Here is a 23458-nt window from a genome sequence, read left to right as displayed (position 1 = left end):
TCGAGGCTCGTCGCTAGCGCTCCTCACACCTCAGGGAGCAGAGAAAGAGAGTACCCATGACGGTATCCACACGAGTGGACCTGGCGTTGCTCGGTATTCGCGGTGACCCGCCGTTGCAGCGCAGTGGCGGTGCGGGGCCCAGCGACGACGGTCACCTGATGGTCGACGGGCTGCACGCGGCGATTCCGCGGAACCCGCAGAGTCCGTTCGTCTTCGACGGTGACCGAGTGTTGTACGACGGGGTCGACATCGGTGTCGAGGTCAGCGCCATCGGACGTCCGCGGTTCTACGACCTGCAGACCGCCGAGGGCGTCAGCTACGAGAAGATCGCCCGCCTGCACGGCCGCAACGTGCTGGCCACGACTGTTCTCCAGACCTGCATCCGCTACGCCGAAGATCAGCGCTGCCGGTTCTGCTCGATCGAGGAATCGTTGAAGTCGGGCTCGACGATCGCGGTGAAGAAGCCCGAGCAGCTCGCCGAAGTCGCCCGTGCGGCGGTCGATCTCGACGGCGTCACCCAGATGGTCATGACCACCGGCACCAGCGGCGGGCGCGATCGCGGAGCCCGCCACCTCGCCCGGTGCGTCCGAGCCATCAAGGAGGCGGTGCCGGAACTGCCGATCCAGGTCCAATGCGAGCCGCCTGCGGACCTCGCCGTCCTGACCGAACTCCGCGAGGCCGGCGCCGACGCCATCGGGATTCACGTCGAATCGCTCGACGACGACGTGCGGCGCCGCTGGATGCCCGGCAAGTCGACGGTACCGATGGCGGAGTACCGCGCGGCCTGGGCCGAGGCGGTCCGGGTGTTCGGCCGCAACCAGGTGTCGACCTACCTGCTGGTCGGTCTTGGCGAGGACACCGACGAGATGATCGCCGGCGCCAAGGAACTGGCCGATATGGGGGTGTACCCGTTCATCGTGCCGTTCCGGCGTCACGTGGGGACCCTGGCCGTCGACGTCGACAATGCTCCCGCACCCGATCCCGCGATCGTCGAGAAGATCAGCCGTGAGGTCGCGGGTCACCTGTGCTTCATCGGCATGTCCGGGTCGGAGCAGCGGGCGGGTTGCGCGGCGTGTGGTGCGTGCAGCGTGCTGCCGACGGTCGGAGGCTGAGATGCTGTCCATCCCCCGCGTTTCGGCAGCGACTCCACTGCCGGGCGAACTGTCGATCCTGTCCGGACTGCCGCGAACGGCTCCCCGGTCCGAGTTCCTCATCACTGTTGCGGACAGCCCCCGGGAACTGGCGGCGTATCGGGCGCTACGACACCACGAATTCGTCGAGCGCCAGGCACTTTTCGAGCACACCGATCTCGACGACACCGACGAGGACCCACGGACCACGGTCCTCGTCGCCACCCTGCCCGACGGAACGATCGCGGGCGGGGTGCGGGTCGCCCCCACACCGTGGGCGGGCTCGGCACACGCCGACATCGGCTGGTGGTTCGGGAGTCGGCTCGTCGTCGCCGAGGCGGGGCACACCGCCGGACTGGGCGCAGCACTCGTCCGGGCGGCGTGCGCGCACGTCGAGCAGCTCGGTGCACTGCGGTTCGACGCCACCGTCCAGGATCGGTACGCACCGATGTTCGTCCGCCTCGGCTGGCAAGATCACGGCCCGGGGCCGCAGATCGAAGGGCGGTCGCATCGGGAGATGCGCTACCCGGTCGACCGAGTTCAACGCACGGTCGACGGGACGAAAGCGGTTCTCGCCGAGGCGCTCGCGCCGTTCGCCGACATGCCCGGCGGACTGGGATCCGCCGGATTCCGCGGCGACGACGGCGTTCCGCTGCCCGGCACCGATGTGATCGCCGCCTGCGACGCGATCGTCCCGTCGATGATCGAACGCGATCCCGAATGGGCCGGTTGGTGTTCGGTGCTCGTCAACATCAACGACCTCAGCGCCATGGGTGCTCGACCACTCGGTCTGCTCGACGCCGTCGGGGCGCCCACGACGTCACACCTGACCCGCATCATCCGGGGCATCAGCTCGGCCGCGGCGGCGTGGCGCACACCCGTTCTCGGTGGACACACCCAGGTCGGCGTGCCGTCGGCGTTGTCGGTGACCGCCTTGGGCACGACGGATCGTCCGCTGCGAGCCGGAGGCGGCGCCGTCGGCGACACCGTGACCCTCCATGCCGACCTCGGCGGCTCCTGGCGACCGGGTTATCACGACCGCCAGTGGGACTCGACGAGCTCCCGCAGCAGCGACGAACTGTGCGCCATGGCGTCGCACCTGGCGAACGTCCGACCCGCGTCGGCCAAGGACGTCAGCATGGCCGGCATCGTCGGAACACTGGGCATGCTCGCCGAAGCGTCGGGAACCGGCGCCGAACTGGATGTGACGGCGGTGCCGCGACCCGACGATGCCTCGATGGGCGCGTGGCTCACCTGCTTCCCCGGATACGCCATGCTCAGCACCAACCGTGCCGGCGCCCGATCCGCGGTCCCCGCGCCTGACCCGGTGACGACCGCCGACTGCGGCCGGCTGACCTCCGAACCCGGCGTGCGGCTGCGGTGGCCCGACGGTGAGACGACCGTCGCCGTCGCGTCGACCGTCACCGGGCTGGGCAGCGCATGAGTCCACACCCGGTATCGGACCCCAGCGGTACAGTTCGCCCATGAGGACGGTCACCCTCGGCGCCCTCGCCGCGCACTTCGGACGCGACGTGGAACGCGGTGTCGCCAAAGCGGTCGGCATCATCGAATCCGCCGCACGCGACGGCGTCGACCTCCTCGTCTTCCCCGACGCCTCGCTCGGCGGTTACCTCGGCGACCTGCGCCACCCCGACCCGGCCGAACTGCCGCCGGCCCTTCACCCCGACGCTCCCGAACTCGCCGCGATCGCCGCCGCCGCCGGCGACATGACGGTGTGTATCGGTTACACCGAAGCCGTCGACGACCAGCGGTTCAACACCGCCGTCTGCGTCAACGGAGACGGAATTCTCGGTACGCACCGCAAAGTCCATCAGCCCGCGGGCGAGGAACTCGCATACGCGGCCGGTGACCGGTTCGGCGCCTTCGACACCCCGGTCGGCCGCCTCGGCATGCTGATCGACTACGACAAGACGTTTCCGGAGTCGGCGCGCACGCTGGCCCTCGACGGGGCGCGGATCATCGCGGCGCTGTCCGCATGGCCCGCCAGCGTCACGGACCGTGCCGCTCGCCTGCCCGCCGACCGGCAGTCACGCCTGTTCGACCTCTACGACTGCGCCCGAGCTGCGGAGAACCAGGTCTTCGTCGTGTCGTCGAACCAGACGGGCGTGATGGGTTCGCTGCGCTTCCTCGGACAGGCGAAGGTCGTCGGACCAGGCGGCGACGTCTTGGCCACCACCCGATCGAAGGGTGGATTGGCCACGGCAACAGTCGATGTCGATGCCGAGGTCGACCGCGCCCGGCGGGTCCTGAGTCATCTCGGCGAACTCCGGCCGGACACCTACCGGTCGACGACGTCGGCGGACCAGCGATGACCGGGGCGCCGAATCCGTCACCGCGCGTCGCACTGCTCACCTACTCGACGAAACCCCGTGGCGGCGTGGTCCACACGCTGAACCTGGCCGAGGCGATGGCCCGGCTCGGCGTCGATGTCACGGTGTGGTCATTGGCCCGCGGCGGCGACGAGGGCTTCTTTCGTGCCGTCGATCCGGCTGTCCGGGTGCGGCTCGTCACCTTCCCCGATCGCGAGAACGAGACGATCACCGAACGCATCGTCCGGTCCATCGACACCCTGCGGGCGGCCTTCGATCCCGGTGCCTACGACATCGTGCACGCCCAGGACTGCATCAGCGCCAACGCCGTAGGGACGTGTATCCGCACCATCCACCACCTCGACCAGTTCACGACGCCCATCCTCGTCGACTGCCACGAGAAGGCCGTTGTCAATCCGTATGCGCGGATCTGTGTGTCGCGCGCGGTCGCCGACGAGGTCGAATCGGGCTGGGGCCTCACCCCGACTGTGATCCCGAACGGCGTTGCGTATGAACGCTTCGCCGACGCGGCGTCGGATGATGCCGTCGCCTCCGAAGCGCGCCGACGCTGGTCGGATCGGCTCGGCGACTACGTGCTGGCCGTCGGCGGGATCGAACCGCGCAAGGGCAGCATCGACCTGCTCGACGCGTATGCCGTTCTACGCACTGTTCATCCGGAACTGACGCTCGTCTTCGCCGGTGGCGAGACCCTGTTCGACTACCGGGACTACCGTGCCGACTTCGACCGTCGGCGCGCCGAACTCGACGTCGAACCGCTCGTGCTCGGCAACGTGCCCGACGACGACCTCCCGTCGCTCGTCGCCGCCTGCCGAGTGTTCGCGTTCCCGTCGGTCAAAGAAGGTTTCGGCTTGGCCGCGATGGAGGCCCTCGCCGCGGGACGGCCCGTCGTCGCGCGAGACCTCCCCATCCTGCGCGAGGTGTTCGGTGAGACCGTCGCCTATGCCTCGACCGTCGGAGAGCTGGCGTCCGCCCTCGAGGCGTCGCTCACGCCCGACCCCGACCGCACGGTGTCGGGACGTGCCCTGGCCGCCTCCCTGACATGGGACGACGCGGCGCGCCGGCACCTCGAGTTCTACGCGCGGCACCCGCATCCGGCGGGGCGGATCGACACGCGGGAATGAGCGACTCGCGCAGGAACGAACGCGCCGGGATGCTGGCGGTGGCGCTCACGGCCATCCTGTGGGGCACGTCGGGTACCGCGGCGGCGATGGCCCCCGCGCTGAGTGCCGTCACCATCGGTGCCGTGGCCATGTGCGGTGGCGGCCTGTTGCAGGCGTCTGTCAACGCGCGGGCCATTCGACGCTCATGGTCACAGGTGACCGCGCAGTGGCGGGTCGCGCTCCTCGGCGGGATCTGCGTGATGATCTACCCGCTGTGCTTCTTCGGATCCATGCGCGTCGGCGGCGTCGCGCTCGGCACCGTCGTGTCCCTGGCGTCGGCACCACTCGTGTCGGCGGTCATCGAACGGGTCGCCGAGGGTCGGAAGCTGACCCCGCGATGGACGGTCGCCTGCCTGCTCGGCATCGTCGGCAGCGCGGCGCTGGCGTTGTCGCGGAGCGAGTCGTCACACGGGGACGCGCTGTCGGGCAATCAGTCGGCCGCGCTGGGCGTCGGGCTCGGGTTGCTCGCCGGGATCACCTATGCCGGGTTGTCGTGGTCGATGCGTCGACTGATGAACAGCTCCGTGCCGCGCGGCGCCGCGGCCGGGACCGTCATGGGTCTGGGCGGGGTCTTGCTGCTGCCGATCGTCGCGCTCGGCGTACCTGCGGTGGTCGCGCACCCCGAGACGCTCGGTGTCCTCGCCTACCTCGTCCTGGTCCCGCAGTTCCTCGGGTACGTGTTGTTCAGCCGCGGGCTCGGCCGGATCGACAGCTCGACCGCCACCACCATCACCCTGATCGAGCCCGCCGTGGCGACAGTGCTGGCCGTCGTGGTGCTCGCCGAACCGATCACCGCGGTCGGATGGGTGGGCATCGCACTGCTCGCGATGGCCTTGCTCGTACTCCTGGCTCCTCGCCTTCCTACATCGACCGGCCCGGCATCCATTAGCGTCGACTCAGAATCATCGACAGGGAGGTCGACGTATGAAGCAGTTCCGAGAGGCCGTCGAGGCACGTGACGAGCAGGTGATGAGCGCGCTGCTCGCCGACGACGTGGTCTTCACCAGTCCGGTCGCGTTCAAGCCGTACCCGGGCAAGGCGATCACGTCGGCCATCCTGCGTGGCGTGCTGCGGGTCTTCGAGGACTTCCGCTACATCCGCGAGATCAACGACGCCGGCGGACACGACTCGGCACTCGTCTTCGAGGCCGTGGTCGGTGGCAAGAAGATCACCGGGTGCGACTTCATCCACGTCGACGACGACGGCAAGATCGACGACCTCATGGTCATGGTCCGCCCGCTGTCGGGTGCGCAGGCCGTCGCCGCCGCGATGGGCGCGCAGTTCGATCAGATCGCCGCCGAAGCCGCTGCCGACTCCGAAGGGGCTGTCCAGTGAAACTCGGTCTGCAACTGGGCTACTGGGGCGCGCAACCGCCGACCCATCACGCCGAGATCGTCGCCGCGGCCGAGGCGTCCGGCTTCGACAGCATCTTCACCGCCGAGGCCTGGGGATCCGACGCCTACACCCCACTGGCGTGGCTAGGGTCGTCGACCGAACGTGTCCGGCTCGGGACGTCGGTGCTGCAGTTGTCGGCCCGTACCCCGACCGCCTGCGCGATGGCCGCGCTGACCCTCGACCACCTGTCCGGCGGGCGGCACATCGTCGGACTCGGGGTGTCGGGGCCGCAGGTCGTCGAAGGCTGGTACGGGCAGAAGTTCGCCAAGCCCCTCGCCCGGACCCGCGAATACATCGACATCATGCGCCAGGTGTGGGCCCGCGAAGCCCCCGTCAGCAGCGCCGGACCCCACTACCCGCTGCCGTACAACGGTGAAGGCGCATCGGGACTGGGCAAGACGCTCAAGCCGATCACCCATCCCCTGCGCAGCGACATCCCGGTGATGCTCGGTGCCGAGGGGCCGAAGAACGTCGCGCTCGCGGCCGAGATCGCCGACGGCTGGCTGCCGCTGTTCTACACGCCACGGATGGCCGACACCTACAACGAGTGGCTCGACGAGGGCTTCGCGCGCCCCGGAGCACGACGCAGCCGCGAGGACTTCGAGGTGTGCGCCACCGCCCAGATCGTCGTCACCGACGACCGTGCGGGCACCTATGCCGCGATCAAGCCGTTCCTGGCGTTGTACATGGGCGGGATGGGCAGCGAGGACACCAACTTCCACGCCGAGGTCTACCGCCGCATGGGGTACTCCGACGTCGTCGACGAGGTGACCGCACTGTTCCGGAACAACCGCAAAGACGAAGCAGCACAGATCATCCCCGACGCGGTCGTGGACGACTCGGCGATCGTCGGCGACCTCGACCACGTGCGCGAACAGATCAAGGTCTGGGAAGCGTGTGGGGTGACGATGATGCTCGTGTCGCCGGGAAGCGTCGCCGAGGTCGAACAGCTCGCCGACCTGATCCGGTGATGCTCTCCCCCGCCCGTGTCACCGTCATCGATGCGGTGGTCTCCTTCGACGCGCCGCTCGACGTCACTTTCGACTACCTCGCGGACCCGGCGAATCGTCCGGAGTGGCAATCGAGTCTGCGGCGCGTCGACGACCTGCGGCCGATCGGTGACCGGGCGGGTGACGCCGGGACGAGCTGGACCGACGTCACCGTCGTACCCGGGGTGTCACCGCTGATGGAAGTGACTGTGTGCCAGGCGCATCGCGTGTGGCAGGAGATCGGGCGGTGGCGGTCGGTCGACGCGGTCCTGACGTTGACCTTCGCCGAGCGTGACGGTGGGAGCCGAGAAGGGGGCACCGATGTCCATGCCGAGGCGGTGTTGACGGTGCCGGCGATCGGCGGGTTGGTGCTGACCGCGGCGCGGTGGCCCACCGCGCGAGCGGTGCGGGCCGATCTCGAGCGAGCCGCCCGTGTTCTCGCCGGTCGTGGCTCTCGGTGAGTGGTCGCGGCTCGGGTAGCGTTCCCAGGGTGAACATCAAGAACGCGACACTCGTCCTCGGCACCGCCCTCGTCCTGGCCGTCGCCGGTTGCAGCTCCGACTCCGATTCCGGTTCGAGCACAACGGAACCCACGGCGACCGCGGCGACCGGCGGTGCTGAGACACCGGCAGGATCGGAGAGCTGCCCGACCGCACCCGCGAACGCCGACGCCACACCGCAGTGGACCGAGCAGGGCACCACCGGCAGCCTGCAGATGGTCGCGTCCACAGCGACCCAGGCCCCGGACATCACCGTCGAGAACCCGTTCAGCGTCGATGCCACCCAGGTCAAGGTGCTCGTCGAAGGTGACGGCGCCGTCGTGCCAGAGACCGCTTCGGTGGCGGTCTGCTATGTCGGTGTGAACGGCCGCACCGGCGAGACCTTCGACAGCGCCTACGCAAACGGCTCCCCCGCCACCTTCCCGCTCGACGGCGTGATCCCGGGCTTCAGCAAGGCCATCGCAGGGCAGAAGGTCGGGTCCAAGGTGGGCGTCGCCATGACGTCGGCCGACGGCTACGCCTCCGGAAACCCCCAGGCGGGCATCGAGGTCGGCGACACGCTCGTCTTCGAGATCAGCATCCTTTCGGCGTCGTAAGGCGGTAGTTCCCGCGCCTGCGAGGCAGCCTTCCCCTGCTCCCTGACGTGCGAGCGCAGCCCCCCTGCTCCCTGAGGTGCGAGCGCAGCGAGCCACGAAGGGCCCGTACCGATTTCGCGGTGCTGGCCCTTCGTGGCTCGTCGCTTGCGCTCCTCGCACCTCAGGGAGCAGAGGGGGATCCGTTTGCGCTCCTTGCGGCTCGGGGAGCAGCAGGGGATCCGCTTGCACTCCTCGGGGGCTGTCAGATCTTGCGGTGCCGCAGGTTGATCGGCAGACCGTCGGCGGGGGTCGGTCCGGTGCCGTAGGTCAGCTCCGGGCGGTAGTCGGCCGGGACGTCCCACTCGAAGCGCAGCAGCATCTGGTGCAGGATCGACTTCACTTCCATGCCACCGAAATACAGGCCGATGCACTTGTGTGCGCCGCCGCCGAAAGGCGCCCACGCGAACCGGTGGACCTTGTCTTCGCGACGTTCGGCCGAGAAACGCTCGGGGTCGAAGTGGGTGGGGTTGGGCCACCACTCCTTACGGAGCATCGTCGCCCATGGGTGGATGCCGAGCAGTGTGCCCTTCGGGATGTAATGCCCGCAGACCTCCGTGTCCTCGATCGCCATCCGGAAGAGCATGCCGACCGGGGCGTTGAGCCGCAGCGTCTCCTTGAACGCGAGCTCCATGCTGGGGAGCTTGTCGACGTCGTCGTAGTCGATCGTCGGCTTGTCGAGGGCGAGGGATTCCTCGCGCAGGCGCTGCTGCCATTCGGGATGGCGGCCGAGGAAGTAGGTCATCATCGACAGCGCGATGGTGCTGGTGTCGTGCGCGGCCATCATCACGAAGATCATGTGATTGACGATGTCCTCGTCGGAGAACGTCTCACCCTCGTCGCTCTCGGCGTTGCAGAGCACGCTGAACAGGTCGTCGGCGTCGTTGCCGCGACGCAGCGGGATCTCCGAGCGGAAGTACTCCTGCAGCACCTCGCGGCCTCGGAGCCCCTTGGCCCAGGTCCAGTTGCCGACGTCCTTGCGGACGATCGCCTGACCGCCACGCACGGCCGCCTCGAAGGCATGCTCCAGGCGGTGGGCCTCGGACTCGCTCACGTGCGCACCCATGAACACCTCGGTCGCCAGCGACAGGGTGAGATCCTTGGTGCGCGAGTACATCCTGAAGCCGTTGCCCACCTCCCAATTGGCGAGGGTTTTCTCGATGTGCGGGGTCATGATGTCGAGGTAGCCGGTGAGCCGCGGCCGGCTGAACGCCTGCTGCATGATGCGGCGGTGCTGCATGTGCTCGTCGAAGTCCATCAGCATGACGCCCCGGCGGAAGAACGGCCCGATCATCGGTTCCCAGCCGAGCTCACTGGAGAAGGCCTTCTTGCGGTTCATCCAGACCGCTTCGATCGCATCCGGGCCGACCAGGGTGACCATGTTCATGCCCAGCGCACCCGACCACGACACCTCGCCGTACTTCTCGAACCGGTCCATCGCCGACTTCAGCGGGTCGACCAGCGCTTCGAGGGTGTTCCCGAGCCACGGGATCCCCGGGTCGCCCATGACCGGCTTGAGGTCGGAACCGGCGGGTGGCTCGGCCAGCGGGCGCTCCGAGCTCGGGTACATGCTGCTCGCCTTCGCCAGCACGCCTTGGATCTGCTTCTTCCGACTCGTCATGAACCTGCCACTCCCCGTTGATCCGATGTGCGTTACATCACCGTGCACCATTGGAACGGATTTTAGCGCTTGTTTCAAGGGGATCGCGCAGACGAGGTGTTCAGGCTGGTTGTGCGAGCGTGTCGGCGCCTCTCCGGGCGGCGAGCACGCGGGGCGCGGACGCTCCCAGGGCGATGAGGAACACCAGGCCCCAGAGCAGGTACGACGACCCGATGACGTGCTGCCACCAAGACCAGGACAGCTCGGCGTCGTACCGCTGCGGGATGCGCTGGTGCGGCGCGACGGCGAAGATGACCAGTCCGGTGCCGAACAGCCACCACCAGATCGTCGACGCCGTGGGGCGCGTCGCGAGGTAGGTGAGCAGGATCAGCAGCGGGACCACCCACACCCAGCTGTGGTCCCAGGCGACCGGCGAGCAGAACAGCGCGGCGAAAGCGACCGCGATCAGGGCCGCCACGTCGTGCGGTGTCGTCGTTCGAGGGCCTGCCGGTGCCGCGGACACCAGACGCCACGCCACCCAGGCGATGAGCAATCCGACGACCAGCGAGACGAGGAACCAGGCGAGGTCGGATTCCGCACCCAGGCGTCCGAGTTCACCCTTGATCGACTGGTTGTTCGCGAAGTGTGGGCTCCCGATCCGGTCGGTGTCGAAGAGGGTCGACGTCCAGTAGGTCGTCGAGTCGTCCGGTGTCAGCAGATGTCCCAGTGCGGCGTAGCCGGCCGCCGAGAGCGCAGCCACTCCAAGTGCACGCCAGTCCCGCCGGACGAAGAAGTACAGCAGGAAGACCGCGGGAGTCAGCTTGATCGAGATGGCGAGACCGACGAGGAGTCCGTTCCACCACCTGCCCCGGCCCATCAGGGCGTCGACGACGACGAGCGTCATCAGCACGATGTTGATCTGTCCGAAGTTGAGGGTGTCGCGGACCGGCTCGAGCCAGAGACCGACCGTCGCGGCCGCGGTTGCGAGCCACCACAGGTCGGAGGCCGATAGGTCGAGGAGGCGCGACAGCACGATCCGGCACACCACGAGCAGACAGCCGATGGACATCGCCGTGAACAGGGCCTGCCCGACTGCCAGCGGGACGAGGGTGAACACCGAGAACAGCGCGGCGGCCAGCGGCGGATAGGTGAAGGGCAGACTCGCACCCTCGGCCAGCGGTGGCAGGACGCCGTACAGCTCGTCGCCGTCGAGCAGGACCTGACCACCCATGCGGTAGACGTCGAAGTCGATGCGATAGGGGGCGGGCGGCTGATTCGGCAGGACGACGATCGCGACCACCGAACTGATGAGGAAGGCGGCGAGAGTCGCCCATCGTGCCCAGGGCGTCTCCAGGTAGCGATCCAGCGAACTCCGGGTGGTTCCAGCAGCAGTCACGAGCCCTCACTTCCGAGCGGGATCGTATCGCGGGGCGCCTCCTGCGCATCGGAGCGGAGTCCGGGACCGGCCGTCGTTCGGGGAGGTTTCAGGCCGCGCCGGCGCTGCGTCGAGGAGCGCGTGCCGGAGTCCGGGACTCTGCCGGGTAACCGTCGAGCATGATGGTCGCGACCGCGCCGAGCGCACGGTCCCATGCCAGCGTCATGGCCGGAGTCCACGAGTCGCCGGCGATCTCGCTCATGGCGGCGATCATGCATTCCGCGACTGCCGTGTACATCGGCCGCGTGACGCCGAACCCGGCGTGCCGACGCCCCAGCGCATGCAGCGTCGTCGTCAGCCACTCGGCGTCGTCGACATGCTTCACCACCGACACGACTACGTTCCGCAACATCTCGGCCTGGGCGCGGCTGTCTCGGCCGAACATCGCACGGACCGTGGGATAGCGGTCGAACAGTATCTCGTAGAAGCGAACCGTGAGTCCCGAGTCGGGCAGGTCGACGAGGGCTAGGCTCTCTTCGAGCAGTTGCTTGTCCATGTGCGGACTTTGGTGGCTTGGCATTGCGGCTGGACTCGCGGCGCGGAAGGCAGAGGTAACAGTGGTCTCACACCGAAGTGCGCCCAGTGTGAGGTTCGGGATGCTTCGGTGTTTTCTCAGGTGTCCCAGTCGATCGAGCCGGCCATGTCCAGGAGCCGGCGTCGGCGCGCCTCCCCCGTTGCGCCCACCCAGGCGATGAGTCCGTAGACGTGCGCCCGGAAGTCCGGGTGGTCGTCATGATTCTGCGACGACGCCCCGTGGCGGCGCGCGTTGTGAAGCAGGGCCCTCAGGTTGTCGTAGTCGGATCTCGCGACCTGGGGTCGGTCGTTGACGACCAGGCCGGCAAGGCGTTGGCGCTGATGGCTGTACATGATCTGGACCTTGCCCGGGTGGACGGTGAAACGCTCGTCCTCGACGATCCGGAGCATCGTCCACAGCGCACGGTCGGCATTTATCGCGTCGCCGGAGATCGCGAGGTCGTCGCCGTACCGGGTGTAGCGGAGACCGTTGCGGCGGGCATAGCCGTTCAGGCGCCGGTCCAGCGGTCGCATCACGAGGTTGGCCAGATGCGGCGAGGTCGGCGCACCCTGAGGCAGGTGCCGGTCCCGTAGTAGCACCGCATGTTCGCGATCGAGTCCCTGAAGTTCGTCCACAGGTGTTGCCGTGGTGCACAATTCGGCGAGCAGGCGCGCGATGTGTGGCTGATAGCCGGCGTCCCGGAACACCGCACGGACACGCTGGACGGTGATGGTCTCGAAGCAGTGCCGTAGGTCGACGCGCACGACCGCGGGCCGGTCCGTGTGCGGCCAGGCGAAAGCAGCGGGCGATGACCCGGGCACGAAACCGCGGGCCGCCGGGTGTGCCGGGATGCGTTCGACCAGCCGTCTGAGCAGACGCCGCTGCGTTTCTCGCATCCGTGGCTTCGGAGCTTCGATGACGCGAACACCGTCGCGTTTCTCACGGCGCCAGATGCGGTAATGCCGCAGCGGAAGACGCGCGGTCCGCAACCACTGGCCCCGGTCGGCGAACCACTCGAGCTCCGGGACGGTGAAGTCGAGCCAGTGCGCGAACTGCTCCACATCGTAGAGATCGGGCAGATCGTCGAGCACTGCTCCCGTCGACTCCGGCTCGTGGAGCAGGATGGGCTGACCGACCGCGGGGGCCAGATGTGTCCATGGCAGCAGGGCCTCGATCATCACGCTCGCGGGATGGCGCGGTTCGTGTGGTGAGAGGTCGAAGATGCGTGCGGCCACGTCCGTGGTCACGTCAGCGGGCAGAACCGCCCGCAACGCGGTGAGCACCTCCGGCCACGTCCAGGCCGAATACGTCCGCGAAAACGCCGCAGCGACTTCGGCCGCCTCGTTCGCGTCCAGAAAAGGCTCGGTCACGGCGTCGTCGTGCGTCGGCGTGAGGGCTGTCGGTGATGAACGACGGGTGTGGTGACCAGAACTGTGATGCAGCGGCGCCGCGTGGCACGTGGAGCGTGCGGGCCGGCGTCGGACGCAGGAACCAGCCGTGAATTGCACCCAGGGGTTACCCCTGAGACGGATCGCGACGATCCACTCTCACCTCGCCCGTCGTTCATCAACCGACATGCTGCCACGGCGGTGGGACAACTCGGTGGAACGACGGGACGTGCGCGGGTCACCTGCGGCGGCTGCCGCTGGTGCAGTTGGCGAGAGTGCTTCGTGGACGGGCGGTGTGCGGCTCGTCAGTGGCCGCACTGCATCTGAGGAACCCCTGGGTTGGCGGATCTCGTGGATGCATTGGTGCTCGCGTCGCTCCCGCATCGACTGAACTGTGGTCGCTGAATGTCGTTCCCCGTCATCACGGCCACGGCGCGGCCCTTGAATTGATGACCTCGGTGCTCGGCGATACCGGAGTCCCGGCCTACCTGTGGGTTGTACGCGACAACGCACGGGCCGTGGCGTTCTACCGCAAACACGGCTTCCAACTCGACGGTGGCACACGCTACGACCCCGACTGGGACTGCCACGAAGTACGCATGACCACCACACAGGGATGAGAGACGAGACGCAACTCCCATCGAAAAGGTGGAAGAACGACGCTGAGCCACTCCTACAGCGTTCGCCGGCTTGGTAGGCGACTCTGGGCGCGCCGCCCCGGCAGGCAAGCCGTGGCATTCCGGGGCGTGAGTATTGGCGTTCGAACACCCGCCTCCTCCGCATCGCGGACGCAGAAGCGCAAGTTGACGACGAACGTCGACTTACGGCCCGAATCGCGATACGGCTGTGACGGGAGTTCACCACTGTCGACGGTTTACGCACAGTCGACGAGAATCGACGCCCAGTCGACGAAATCGACTGCACAGTCGACTATTTCGCGATCCCAGGCTTGTGGAAACTTCTCGAAATCGAACGAATGTTCCTGTACCTTGGAGTCATGCCAGAGCTCACCACCCTCCTCGATCAGCTCATCGAGACCGCACCGCCCGCCGACGACTCCACGGGCACAGCAACATTCGACGCGTTGAAAGTGCTGCGGTTGATCCGCAACGCCGTCGATCACCAGATCGTCACCCACACAGGACAACTCGACGAACTCGAAGTCGCACACAAGGCAGGTGGCACCACCCGGCAGCTCTTGATCGAGATGGGACACGCACCCGCCATCGCCTGCCGCATCATGCGCAGCGTCGACGGCCTACCCACGCTGCCCGCCCTGGCTCGTCACGCCACTGACGGACGCTTGTCGTCGGAAGTCGTCGACGCTATCGTCCGCGGGATGTCGCACATCGACAAACGCTGTCCCGACGGACTTTCCGAGAACGACAAGTGTTCCTACGAGATCGAACTCCTCGGCCAAGCACTCTCCGGCGCGACACCGGCACAAGTGCTTGAACACGCCCGCACCATCGCCAACACCCTTGCCGACGCCACCGACACCGCCATCCCCGCCGCCGACGACTCGTCGTTGAACACCGTCAACGTCCACACCACCGACGACTGCCGTATCGACATCCGCGCCGACCTCACCCAGGTCGTCGGCGAGAAGTTCCTGGCGATGATCGACGAACGTTCCTGCCCACGACCTGAACCCGACGGCGCCAACGACCGACGCACCGCCGAGCAACGCCGCGCCGACGCCTTCGAGTTGATCCTCGACCAAGCCGCGTTGGGTGCGGGCATTGACAGCATCGGCAGTCCCCGCATGCAGCTGTTGGTGACCATCCCCGCCGCCGGCGCCGATCCGGCAACCCTGCCGTGGACTGGATCCGTAAGCCAGGCAACCGCGAAACGACTGTTGTGCGACGGGTCGTTGACCGAGATCGTCCTCGACAGTGAGGGGGTTCCATTGCAGATGGGGCACGCCCGGCGGTTGTTCCCGGCGCACCTACGTAAAGCCGTGATCGTCAGAGATGGCTGCTGCATCAAATGTGGTGCGCCGCCATCGCATACGCAAGTCCACCACATCGAGCACTGGGCCGACGGTGGTTCCACCGACCTCGACAACGGGTGTCTGCTCTGCCAACGCTGCCACACCCAGGTCCACCATCACGGCTGGGACGTCGTGATGGGCTTCGACCGGCATCCCTGGCTCGTCCCACCCACAACGATCGACCCACAACGACGACCACTACCCGCCTACAACCGACGCACCATGCGACTCGACAACGCCGCCTGACACCCGCCGATCACACTTCGCGTAGCACCTTCCGCACCCGGCCGGCCCGGGACCGCGATCCGTCCCTTGACAACTCCATAGTGGGATAGTGAACGCCGAGAGTTAGAAGCTCGGCTCACTGGGTGCGAACGTGCAAGCGTCGCCCTGCTCGCTGAAGCGCGAGCGTTACGAAAGTTTCACAGTCTCGGTCGCCGGACCCTTCGTGGCTCGTCGCTTGCGCTCCTCGCACCTCAGGGAGCGGAGGGGTGGCGCTCGCCCCCGGGGGCAAGGGCATCGCCGTCGCTCCTCACACCTCAGGGAGCGGAGGGAGGGTTCGCTACAGCGCAACCCGTAGGAGCGCCCGCTTCTGTGCGTCTGCAGGTCAGGGACTTGCGCGTTCCTCAGTCTCAGGCCCCGACGTAGTCGGCGAGGTGCTCGCCGGTGAGCGTGGACCGGTCGGCGACGATGTCGGCCGGCGTGCCCTCGAAGACGATCCGGCCGCCGTCGTGTCCGGCGCCGGGGCCGAGGTCGATGATCCAGTCGGCGTGTGCCATGACGGCCTGGTGATGTTCGATGACGATCACCGACTTCCCGGAGTCGACGAGACGGTCGAGGAGTCCGAGGAGCTGTTCGACGTCGGCGAGGTGGAGGCCGGTCGTCGGCTCGTCGAGGATGTAGACGTCACCCTTCTCCCCCATGTGGCTGGCCAGCTTCAGTCGCTGACGTTCGCCACCCGACAGGGTCGTCAGCGGCTGGCCGACCTTGATGTAGCCGAGCCCGACGTCGACCATCCGATGCAGGATCTTGTGCGCTGCCGGTAGTTTGGCGTCCCCGTCGGCGAAGAAGTCCTCCGCCTGGGCGACCGACATCTCGAGCACCTCACTGATGTTGCGGCCGCCGAAGGTGTACTCGAGCACCTCGGCCTGGAATCGCTTGCCCTCGCACACCTCGCAGGGCGCGGCGACGCCGGCCATCATCGCGAGGTCGGAGTAGACGACGCCCGCGCCGTTGCAGTTGGGGCAAGCGCCCTCGGAGTTGGCGCTGAACAGTGCCGGCTTCACGCCGTTGGCCTTGGCGAAGGCCTTGCGGATCGGTTCGAGCAGACCGGTGTAGGTCGCCGGATTGGAACGCCTCGACCCCTTGATGGCGCTCTGGTCGATGGAGACGACCCCGTCTTCCTTGGCCACCGTCGAGTTGATCAGGGAACTCTTTCCGGAGCCGGCGACGCCGGTGAGCACGACGAGCACGCCGAGAGGGATGTCGACGTCGACATCGCGCAGGTTGTTCGCGTCGGCCCCACGGACCTCGAGATGTCCACTCGGCGTACGGACCTCGTCCTTGACGGCGGCGCGGTCCTCCAGGTGGCGCCCGGTGAGCGTGTCCGCGGCCCGCAGTTCCTCGACGGTGCCCTCGAAGACGATCTCGCCGCCGTCGGTGCCGGCGCCCGGACCGATGTCGACGACGCGGTCGGCGATAGCGATCACCTCGGGCTTGTGCTCGACCACGAGGACCGTGTTGCCCTTGTCGCGCAACGCCCGCAGCAGGTCGTTCATCCGGGTGATGTCGTGCGGGTGAAGGCCGATCGACGGCTCGTCGAAGACGTAGGTCACGTCGGTCAACGACGAACCCAGGTGACGGATCAGTTTGGTGCGCTGGGCCTCCCCACCGGACAGGGTGCCGGCCGGGCGTTCCAGCGACAGGTAGCCGAGACCGATGTCGACGAACGCGTCGAGATGATCGCGCAGCGCCGCGATCAGGGGTGCCACCGACGGGTCGTCGAGGTCGGCAACCCATTGGGCGAGATCGCTGATCTGCATCGCACACGCATCGGCGATGCTGATGCCCTTGATCTTCGACGACCGCGTTTCCGCCGTGAGGCGCGTGCCCTCACAGTCCGGGCACTTCGCGAAGGTGATCGCGCGGTCGACGAAGGCACGGATGTGCGGCTGCATCGCCTCACGGTCCTTGCTCAGCATCGACTTCTGGATCTTCGGGATCAGACCCTCGAAGGTGATGTTGATGCCCTCGACCTTGATCTTCGTGGGCTCTTTGTACAGCAGGTCGTTGAGCTGCTTCTTGGTGTACTTCGCGATCGGCTTGTCGGGGTCGAAGAAGCCGCAGCCCCGATAGATCCGGCCGTACCAGCCGTCCATCGTGTAACCGGGAATGGTCAGCGCGCCCTCGTTGAGAGATTTCGACGAGTCGTAGAGCGCGGTGAGGTCGAAGTCGGAGACGTCTCCACGACCCTCGCATCGCGGGCACATGCCGCCGGTGATGGAGAAGCTCCGGCGCTCCTTGACCTGCTGGCCGCCCTTCTCGATCGTCACCGCACCCGCCCCGCTGATCGAGGCGACGTTGAACGAGAACGCCTGCGGTGAGCCGATGTGCGGAGTTCCCAAGCGGCTGAACAGGATACGCAGCATCGCGTTGGCATCGGTGGCCGTACCCACGGTCGACCGGACGTTGGCACCCATGCGTTCCTGGTCGACGATGATCGCGGTCGTCAGACCTTCGAGGATGTCGACGTCCGGGCGAGCCATCGAGGGCATGAAACCCTGGACGAACGCGCTGTACGTCTCGTTGATGAGGCGCTGGGATTCCGCGGCGATCGTGCTGAAGACCAGGGAGCTCTTCCCGGAACCGGACACACCGGTGAACACCGTCAGCCGCCGTTTGGGCAGATCGACGCTGACGTCCTTGAGGTTGTTCTCACGTGCCCCGTGGACGCGGATGAGGTCATGCGTGTCGGCGGGGTGGACATCGGCACTCGGTGCGGCGCCGTCCTGCTCGGCGGACCGTGATGCGGATCGGGCAGGCCGGGCCGTGCGCGTTGCTGGGCTCATCGTCTCTCCATCAGGGCAACGACCACCGGTCGACGGTCGTCATGGTTCGGGGCACTCGTGTCGTTCCGGGGGTTCGGCTGCGCGGGAGGCGTCCGCGGACTCCCGGTCGATCTAACCAGGGTGGAGGGCACGGCCGCGGAGAGTTGTCCATCGACGGCGGCGACGAGTGCGTCCGAAGGCGGGAATCGACCGGGTCCGCACATTCTTCAGCCGGCCTGGTCGATACGGATGAGGTTGCCCGCCGGGTCACGGACGGCGGCGTCGCGCACGCCGTACGGCTGATCCATGGGTTCCTGCACGATGTCGACGCCACTGCCCTGCAGCTTCTCGAACAGGCCGTCGAGGTCGTCGGTCGCCAGCGTCAGGGCACCGTAGCTCCCCTTGGCGATCAGTTCGAGGATCGTCTGACGCTCGTCGTCGGTGATGCCGGGGTCGGCGGCCGGCGGATGCAGGACGATCGACGTACCCGGCTGTCCGGGCGGGCCGACGGTCAGCCACCGCATGCCGTCGTATCCGACGTCCTTGCGGAGTTCGAAACCGAGGAGGTCGCGGTAAAAGGAGAGGGCCGCCTCGCCGTCGGTGTGTGGAAGGAAGGTGTACTGGATCGTGATGTTCATGGGATCAGGCTAGGCAGTCTCATCCACGCTGTGCTTCTCGATTCCTGATCGGTCTGGTGATGTTCTTCGCCAGGCACGCCGGTATCCCGTCCGTCGCATCGGCCGACTGTTCGCGGTACACAGTCGGCGGGACCCCGACGAGTTCGGTGAACCGGGTGCTGAAGGTGCCCAGCGAGGAACAGCCGACCTCGAAACAGACCTCGGTGACGCTCAGGTCCCCGCGCCGGAGCAGGGTCATGGCGCGTTCGATACGACGAGTCATCAAGTACGAGTAAGGCGATTCACCGTAGGTCTGACGGAACTTCCGACTCAGGTGACCCGCCGACATGTTCGCCCCGCGCGCGAGCGCCTCGACGTCGAGCGGTTGCGCGTACTCGCGATCGATGCGGTCGCGGACCTGACGCAGCAGGGTCAGATCGCGCAGGCGCTGATCGGAATCGGTTCGCGGCACGAGTCGATCGTAGTGCCCTGACGATCTGCTGCGCAGACGGTTCAGACCTCGAGTACTGCGGCGATGTCGGCGCCGAGTGCGTCGAGACGATGGGCGGCCTCCGCACGGGGTACGACGCCGTCCGGGCAGTCGAGCACGACCTCCAGGTAGCACTTCAGCTTGGGTTCGGTGCCCGAGGGACGGACGACGACGCGGTCGTCGGCTGCGGTCCGCAGCAAGATGCCGTCCGTCGGCGGCAGGTCGGCCGATCCGTGTGCGAGGTCCAGTTTCTCCACCACCGGCGACCCGGCGAGGTGATCGATGGACGTGGACCGAAGGCGCCCCATCATCTTGCCGATGAGGGCGGTGTCCTCGACGCGGATCGTCATCGGTGCGGTGGCGTGCAGGCCGTGGCGGCGCGCCAGGCGATCGAGTTCGTCGGTGAGCGTACGGCCATCGCGGGCCAGTTCCTCGACCAGCGAGATCACCCGGACCATCGCACCGATGCCGTCCTTGTCGCGGACCGTGTCGGGGTCGGTGCAGTACCCGATCGCCTCCTCGTAGCCGAAGCGCAGGCCGGGCGTGCGGGCGATCCACTTGAACCCGGTGAGCGTCGCCGCGAACCGCAGTCCGTGATCCGCGGCGATACGGCCCAGCATCCGGCTCGACACGATCGAACTCGCCAGGGTGTCGCCGGGCCGGGTCGAGTCACGCGCCGCCTGCTCCCCCAGCAACCCGCCGATCTCGTCACCCGTCAGCTGCCGCCAGTGCCCGTCGGGACCGGGTGTGGCGACCGAGCATCGGTCGGCGTCGGGGTCCAAGGCGATCACGACGTCGGCGTCGACGTCGCTGGCGAGAGCCAGCGCGAGATCGAGTGCGCCGGGTTCCTCCGGGTTGGGAAACGGCACCGTCGGGAAGTCCGGGTCGGGATCCGACTGCGCCGACACGACATGCATGTCGCCGATTCCCGCGGCCCGCAACACATCTCGGGCAACCGAGCCGCCGACCCCGTGCAGCGGGGTCAAGACGACGCGCACCGGTGACAGATCGGGGTCGGTCCGTAACCCTGCGGTGCGCTCGATGTAGGTGCGGACGACCTCGTCGTCGAGGTGGATCACCGCCGCGGGATCACGCGGCACCTCGTCGGCGGGCGGCGCCTGCGCGATCCGGTCCGCGATGTCGGCGTCGGCGGGCGAGATGATCTGGACTCCCCGGCCCGCATCGTCGGTGGCGCGGCCACCCAGGTAGACCTTGTAGCCGTTGTCGGCCGGCGGGTTGTGCGAGGCGGTGATCATCACCCCGGCGTCGCAGCCCAGCGATCGCGTCGCGTGGGCGGTCACCGGGGTCGGCAGCCGAGGCGGCAGCGCGAAGACGGTGAACCCCTGCGCGGCAAGCACATCGGTCGCCACGTCGAAGAACTCGGCGGATCCGTGCCGGGCGTCGCACCCGACCACGACGCGCGCGTCGGGACCGACCGTGTCGAGCAGATACCGGGCGAGCCCGGCAGTCGCCCGAGTGACGACGGCGACGTTCATCCGCGACTCGCCCGCCCCGACCTCACCGCGCAGGCCCGCGGTCCCGAAGGTCAGCGGCCCGCCGAAGCGTGACGCGAGTTCCTCGGCGGCAGCGTCGTCGCCGGCCTCGGCTGCGTCGATCAGTTCGGTGAGCGTGGCTCGGGTCGACGGATCGGGATCGTGGTCTCGCCAGTGTCGTGCGGTCTCGATCGTCGTCACCGGATGCGGCGGCCGGGCTCGACGCGGTCGCCCAACGCGACGCGGGCGCCACGCAGGATCTGGGTGTCCATTCCGACGAGCGTGATCTTGTCCGTGGGTACCGGGCGCGTCCGGGGGTGCCCGCCGATCACCGCATTCGGGCCGACGCGAACCCGTTCGTCGAGCACCGACCATGCGACCGAGGCGCCGGCGCCGACGACGGCGTCGGCGAAGACCACCGAATCGGCCACCACCGCGCCCTTCTCCACGACCACCCCCGGTCCGAGGACACTGCGCCGGACAGTTCCCAGCACGTGGGCGCCGCCGCTGACCAGACTGTCCTCGACGACCGCCCCGGCCTCGATACGCGCGGCCGGCCGTTGCGGTTGATTGGTGAGGATCGGCCGGTCGCTGCGAAAGACGTCGATCGACCCCGAGATGAGGTCGCGATGTGCCTGGAGGTAGGTCTCCGGACGACCGGCATCGATCCAGTAGCCCGGCATCGCATGGGCGACCGTCTTGCCGCGGTCGACGAACCAGGGCAACAGATGCTCGCCGAAGTCGCCCAGTCCGGTGTCGTCCTTCGGCGAACCCTCCGTCGTCCGCCTCTCGAGATACTCCAGTCCTTCGATGAGAGCGGCCGGGTCGTAGACGAAGATCTCGGTCGCGATCGTGCGGGTGGTGGCGCGCTCGGGCTTGTAGCGGAACTCGCGGACCGTCCCGTCGCGGCGGGTCTTGACGGTGGCGTGCTGGGCGGCCTCGTCGAGCGGGCAGGTGGTGGTGACGACGGTGCACTCGGCCCCGTGCCGGCGATGGGTCTCGATGGCATCGCGGAAGTCGAAGTCGTAGACGTGGTCGGCGCTCATGACGATGACCTCGGCCGGAGCGTGGGCGGCGATGCGACCGCGGATGCGGTACAGCAGGTCGGCGTTACCGGTGGCGAATCCGTCTTCGGTCTCCGCGGCGTCGGTCTGTTCCGGTGTCACGACGCGTAGCCCGCCGCTCGTGCGGTCCAGGTCCCAGGGACGTCCGCCCGCCACGATCTGCGTGATGGTCTCGGCCTCGTACTGCACGCACAGCCACACATCGTCGATGTGACTGTGATGCAGATTGGACAGCGGAAAGTCGATCAGCTGATAGTTGCCCGCGAACGGCAACGCGGGTTTCGCGCGCCGGTCGGTCAGCACCTCCATCCGCGAACCACGTCCACCGGCCTGCACGATCGCGAGAACCTCCGAATAACGCATCACCCCAGTCTGCCGCACGCCGCCGGGTTTGCCGGGATAGCGCGCCCGTGGAGCTGTCGGTGGCATGCTCTATCACGAGGCCCGCGGGCCGGTCTGATGAGGGAGGTACGCCGTGACCCGCATTCGCCGGGCCGAGCACGCGACGAAGGAGCGTGTCGAGGTCGACTGTCTCGTCGTCGGCGGTGGGATCGTCGGTCTAGCCGTGGCACGATCGTTCGCCCTGCAAGGGCGCGAGGTCGTCGTCTTGGAGGCTGGGGATTCCGTTGGCGCGCAAACGACGTCGCGCAGTTCGGAGGTCATCCACGCCGGCATCTACTATCCCGAGGGCAGCCTGAAGGCGAGGTTGTGCGTCGAGGGCCGGGAACGGTTGACGCGCTTCTGCGATGAGCACGACGTGTCGTGGGCGCGGCCGGGCAAGCTGATCGTCGCCACCGACGACACCCAGCGCGATCGACTGGACGGGATACTCCGGCGCGGACTGGCCAACGGCGTCGCCGACCTCCGGCGGGTCGGCGTCGACGAACTGCGCGACCGCGAACCAGAGGTCCACGGCGTGGCGGCGCTGTTGTCTCCGTCGACCGGGATCGTCGACGTCGACGGTGTGGTTCGTGCGCTGCGGCGGGACCTCGAGGCACTCGGCGGAGCGATCGCGTTGCGCAGCACCGTGATCGGCGGTCGGGTCGATCCGGGCGGTGTCACCGTGCAGACGCGCGACGGTGAGGTGGCCGCGGCCCGGACACTGGTCAACTGCGCCGGTATCGGTGCATGGCAGGTGGCTCGGAGCCTGATGGGATTCGACGGCCCGATCCCGCCGCGCTTTCTCGCCAAGGGCAACTACTTCGGACTGTCCGGCGTACGAGCGCCGTTCCGGCACCTCGTGTATCCGGTACCCGCCGACGGCGGGTTGGGCGTGCACTTCACGATGGACCTCGCCGGCGCCACGCGATTCGGCCCCGACGTCGAATGGTTGACCGTGCCCGCCGAACGGGCGGTTGCCGAGGCCGAACTCGATTACGCGGTCGACGAAGCCCGCACCGACGCGTTCGAATGCGCCATACGCAGTTATTGGCCGGGACTACCCACGGGCGCACTGGTTCCTGCCTATGCGGGGATCCGGCCGAAGGTCGCGGGACCCGGCAGTGCTCCCGGCGACTTCGAGATCCGCGGCCCTGAAACACACGGGATCGCCGGGCTGGTCAACCTGTTCGGTATCGAGTCACCGGGCATCACGTCGTCACTGGCGATCGCCGACCACGTGGTCGGTCTGGTCACGCCCCCGACGACGTGACCAGACCGA

The 23458-nt window shown here is 67.8% G+C and carries 21 protein-coding genes; 12 read left to right on the top strand and 9 right to left on the bottom strand.

What is annotated here, in order from left to right; genetic code table 11:
* Positions 1–56: 56 nt before the first annotated feature.
* Genes KTR9_RS13340 through KTR9_RS13300 form a run of 9 tightly spaced genes read left to right on the top strand, consistent with a single transcriptional unit; the run spans position 57 to position 8121 of the window.
* Positions 57–1112: an MSMEG_0568 family radical SAM protein gene (locus KTR9_RS13340; RefSeq protein WP_014926778.1), complete on the top strand. Its 1056-nt coding sequence runs from the start codon at positions 57–59 to the stop codon at positions 1110–1112.
* 1 nt (position 1113) lies between these two features.
* A complete protein-coding gene (locus KTR9_RS13335) occupies positions 1114–2574 on the top strand; it encodes an MSMEG_0567/sll0787 family protein (RefSeq protein WP_014926777.1) in 1461 nt (486 codons plus the stop codon).
* Between the two features lie 40 nt (positions 2575–2614).
* The gene (locus tag KTR9_RS13330; protein ID WP_014926776.1) at positions 2615–3463 is read left to right on the top strand and encodes a carbon-nitrogen hydrolase family protein; all 849 of its coding nucleotides are present in this window, start codon (positions 2615–2617) and stop codon (positions 3461–3463) included.
* A complete protein-coding gene (locus KTR9_RS13325) occupies positions 3460–4602 on the top strand; it encodes an MSMEG_0565 family glycosyltransferase (protein ID WP_014926775.1) in 1143 nt (380 codons plus the stop codon). Before KTR9_RS13330 ends, KTR9_RS13325 begins: the two co-directional genes overlap by 4 nt.
* Entirely contained in the window at positions 4599–5600 is a 1002-nt protein-coding gene (locus tag KTR9_RS13320; RefSeq protein ID WP_014926774.1) for a DMT family transporter, read from the top strand. Before KTR9_RS13325 ends, KTR9_RS13320 begins: the two co-directional genes overlap by 4 nt.
* Entirely contained in the window at positions 5566–5976 is a 411-nt protein-coding gene (locus tag KTR9_RS13315) for a nuclear transport factor 2 family protein (RefSeq protein ID WP_014926773.1), read from the top strand. The genes KTR9_RS13320 and KTR9_RS13315 overlap by 35 nt, the downstream gene beginning before the upstream one ends.
* Positions 5973–7007, top strand: coding sequence for an LLM class F420-dependent oxidoreductase (locus KTR9_RS13310; RefSeq protein WP_014926772.1), 1035 nt, complete (start codon positions 5973–5975; stop codon positions 7005–7007). The genes KTR9_RS13315 and KTR9_RS13310 overlap by 4 nt, the downstream gene beginning before the upstream one ends.
* A complete protein-coding gene (locus tag KTR9_RS13305; RefSeq protein ID WP_044506668.1) occupies positions 7007–7486 on the top strand; it encodes an SRPBCC family protein in 480 nt (159 codons plus the stop codon). The genes KTR9_RS13310 and KTR9_RS13305 overlap by 1 nt, the downstream gene beginning before the upstream one ends.
* A gap of 29 nt (positions 7487–7515) precedes the next feature.
* Positions 7516–8121, top strand: coding sequence for an FKBP-type peptidyl-prolyl cis-trans isomerase (locus KTR9_RS13300; RefSeq protein ID WP_014926770.1), 606 nt, complete (start codon positions 7516–7518; stop codon positions 8119–8121).
* Positions 8122–8362: 241 nt separating this feature from the next.
* On the opposite strand, the gene KTR9_RS13295 is transcribed toward KTR9_RS13300, so the two are convergent.
* The 4 genes from KTR9_RS13295 to KTR9_RS13280 form a co-directional block, all read right to left on the bottom strand.
* Complete coding sequence (locus KTR9_RS13295) at positions 8363–9778, bottom strand: cytochrome P450 (protein WP_193363188.1); 1416 nt, start codon at positions 9776–9778, stop codon at positions 8363–8365.
* Positions 9779–9878: 100 nt separating this feature from the next.
* The gene (locus KTR9_RS13290; protein WP_014926768.1) at positions 9879–11153 is read right to left on the bottom strand and encodes a glycosyltransferase 87 family protein; all 1275 of its coding nucleotides are present in this window, start codon (positions 11151–11153) and stop codon (positions 9879–9881) included.
* A gap of 88 nt (positions 11154–11241) precedes the next feature.
* Positions 11242–11688, bottom strand: coding sequence for a globin domain-containing protein (locus tag KTR9_RS13285; protein WP_014926767.1), 447 nt, complete (start codon positions 11686–11688; stop codon positions 11242–11244).
* A 116-nt stretch (positions 11689–11804) separates the two neighbouring features.
* Positions 11805–13076 (bottom strand): reverse transcriptase family protein, encoded by a 1272-nt coding sequence (locus KTR9_RS13280; protein ID WP_044506665.1) that lies wholly within the window; start codon positions 13074–13076, stop codon positions 11805–11807.
* Between the two features lie 278 nt (positions 13077–13354).
* Here KTR9_RS13280 and KTR9_RS26910 point away from each other — a divergent pair, with 278 nt between their 5' ends.
* Entirely contained in the window at positions 13355–13714 is a 360-nt protein-coding gene (locus KTR9_RS26910) for a GNAT family N-acetyltransferase (protein WP_014926765.1), read from the top strand.
* 356 nt (positions 13715–14070) lie between these two features.
* The gene (locus tag KTR9_RS13270; protein ID WP_014926764.1) at positions 14071–15333 is read left to right on the top strand and encodes an HNH endonuclease; all 1263 of its coding nucleotides are present in this window, start codon (positions 14071–14073) and stop codon (positions 15331–15333) included.
* A gap of 386 nt (positions 15334–15719) precedes the next feature.
* Here the strand turns inward: KTR9_RS13270 and KTR9_RS13265 are convergent, their stop codons facing one another.
* From KTR9_RS13265 to KTR9_RS13245, 5 genes are all read right to left on the bottom strand, one after another.
* The gene (locus KTR9_RS13265; RefSeq protein ID WP_014926763.1) at positions 15720–18155 is read right to left on the bottom strand and encodes an ATP-binding cassette domain-containing protein; all 2436 of its coding nucleotides are present in this window, start codon (positions 18153–18155) and stop codon (positions 15720–15722) included.
* A 206-nt stretch (positions 18156–18361) separates the two neighbouring features.
* Positions 18362–18772, bottom strand: a complete 411-nt coding sequence (locus tag KTR9_RS13260; protein ID WP_014926762.1) for a VOC family protein — start codon at positions 18770–18772, stop codon at positions 18362–18364.
* Between the two features lie 19 nt (positions 18773–18791).
* The gene (locus KTR9_RS13255; RefSeq protein ID WP_010841122.1) at positions 18792–19223 is read right to left on the bottom strand and encodes a helix-turn-helix transcriptional regulator; all 432 of its coding nucleotides are present in this window, start codon (positions 19221–19223) and stop codon (positions 18792–18794) included.
* 41 nt (positions 19224–19264) lie between these two features.
* Positions 19265–20935: a phospho-sugar mutase gene (locus KTR9_RS13250; protein WP_014926761.1), complete on the bottom strand. Its 1671-nt coding sequence runs from the start codon at positions 20933–20935 to the stop codon at positions 19265–19267.
* Positions 20932–22161, bottom strand: a complete 1230-nt coding sequence (locus KTR9_RS13245; protein ID WP_010841120.1) for a glucose-1-phosphate adenylyltransferase family protein — start codon at positions 22159–22161, stop codon at positions 20932–20934. Before KTR9_RS13245 ends, KTR9_RS13250 begins: the two co-directional genes overlap by 4 nt.
* A gap of 112 nt (positions 22162–22273) precedes the next feature.
* On the opposite strand from KTR9_RS13245, the gene KTR9_RS13240 reads away from it, so the two are divergent.
* On the top strand, positions 22274–23449 hold the full coding sequence (locus tag KTR9_RS13240; RefSeq protein WP_014926760.1) for an NAD(P)/FAD-dependent oxidoreductase: 1176 nt from the start codon (positions 22274–22276) through the stop codon (positions 23447–23449).
* Positions 23450–23458: the final 9 nt, after the last annotated feature.

The sequence above is a fragment of the Gordonia sp. KTR9 genome (genome assembly GCF_000143885.2).
Taxonomy (GTDB): domain Bacteria; phylum Actinomycetota; class Actinomycetes; order Mycobacteriales; family Mycobacteriaceae; genus Gordonia.
The sequence above is the reverse complement of the archived record's forward strand: the minus strand, read 5'-3'. Positions and strand labels throughout refer to the sequence as shown.

Coding starts and splice junctions, on each gene's coding strand:
- KTR9_RS13270 (WP_014926764.1), top strand. CDS start 14,071: ATGTTCCTGTACCTTGGAGTCATGCCAGAGCTCACCACCCTCCTCGAT.
- KTR9_RS13320 (WP_014926774.1), top strand. CDS start 4,599: ATGAGCGACTCGCGCAGGAACGAACGCGCCGGGATGCTGGCGGTGGCG.
- KTR9_RS13325 (WP_014926775.1), top strand. CDS start 3,460: ATGACCGGGGCGCCGAATCCGTCACCGCGCGTCGCACTGCTCACCTAC.
- KTR9_RS13285 (WP_014926767.1), bottom strand. CDS start 11,688: ATGGACAAGCAACTGCTCGAAGAGAGCCTAGCCCTCGTCGACCTGCCC.
- KTR9_RS13335 (WP_014926777.1), top strand. CDS start 1,114: ATGCTGTCCATCCCCCGCGTTTCGGCAGCGACTCCACTGCCGGGCGAA.
- KTR9_RS13265 (WP_014926763.1), bottom strand. CDS start 18,155: ATGAGCCCAGCAACGCGCACGGCCCGGCCTGCCCGATCCGCATCACGG.
- KTR9_RS13330 (WP_014926776.1), top strand. CDS start 2,615: ATGAGGACGGTCACCCTCGGCGCCCTCGCCGCGCACTTCGGACGCGAC.
- KTR9_RS13260 (WP_014926762.1), bottom strand. CDS start 18,772: ATGAACATCACGATCCAGTACACCTTCCTTCCACACACCGACGGCGAG.
- KTR9_RS13315 (WP_014926773.1), top strand. CDS start 5,566: ATGAAGCAGTTCCGAGAGGCCGTCGAGGCACGTGACGAGCAGGTGATG.
- KTR9_RS13295 (WP_193363188.1), bottom strand. CDS start 9,778: ATGACGAGTCGGAAGAAGCAGATCCAAGGCGTGCTGGCGAAGGCGAGC.
- KTR9_RS13245 (WP_010841120.1), bottom strand. CDS start 22,161: ATGCGTTATTCGGAGGTTCTCGCGATCGTGCAGGCCGGTGGACGTGGT.
- KTR9_RS13340 (WP_014926778.1), top strand. CDS start 57: ATGACGGTATCCACACGAGTGGACCTGGCGTTGCTCGGTATTCGCGGT.
- KTR9_RS13305 (WP_044506668.1), top strand. CDS start 7,007: ATGCTCTCCCCCGCCCGTGTCACCGTCATCGATGCGGTGGTCTCCTTC.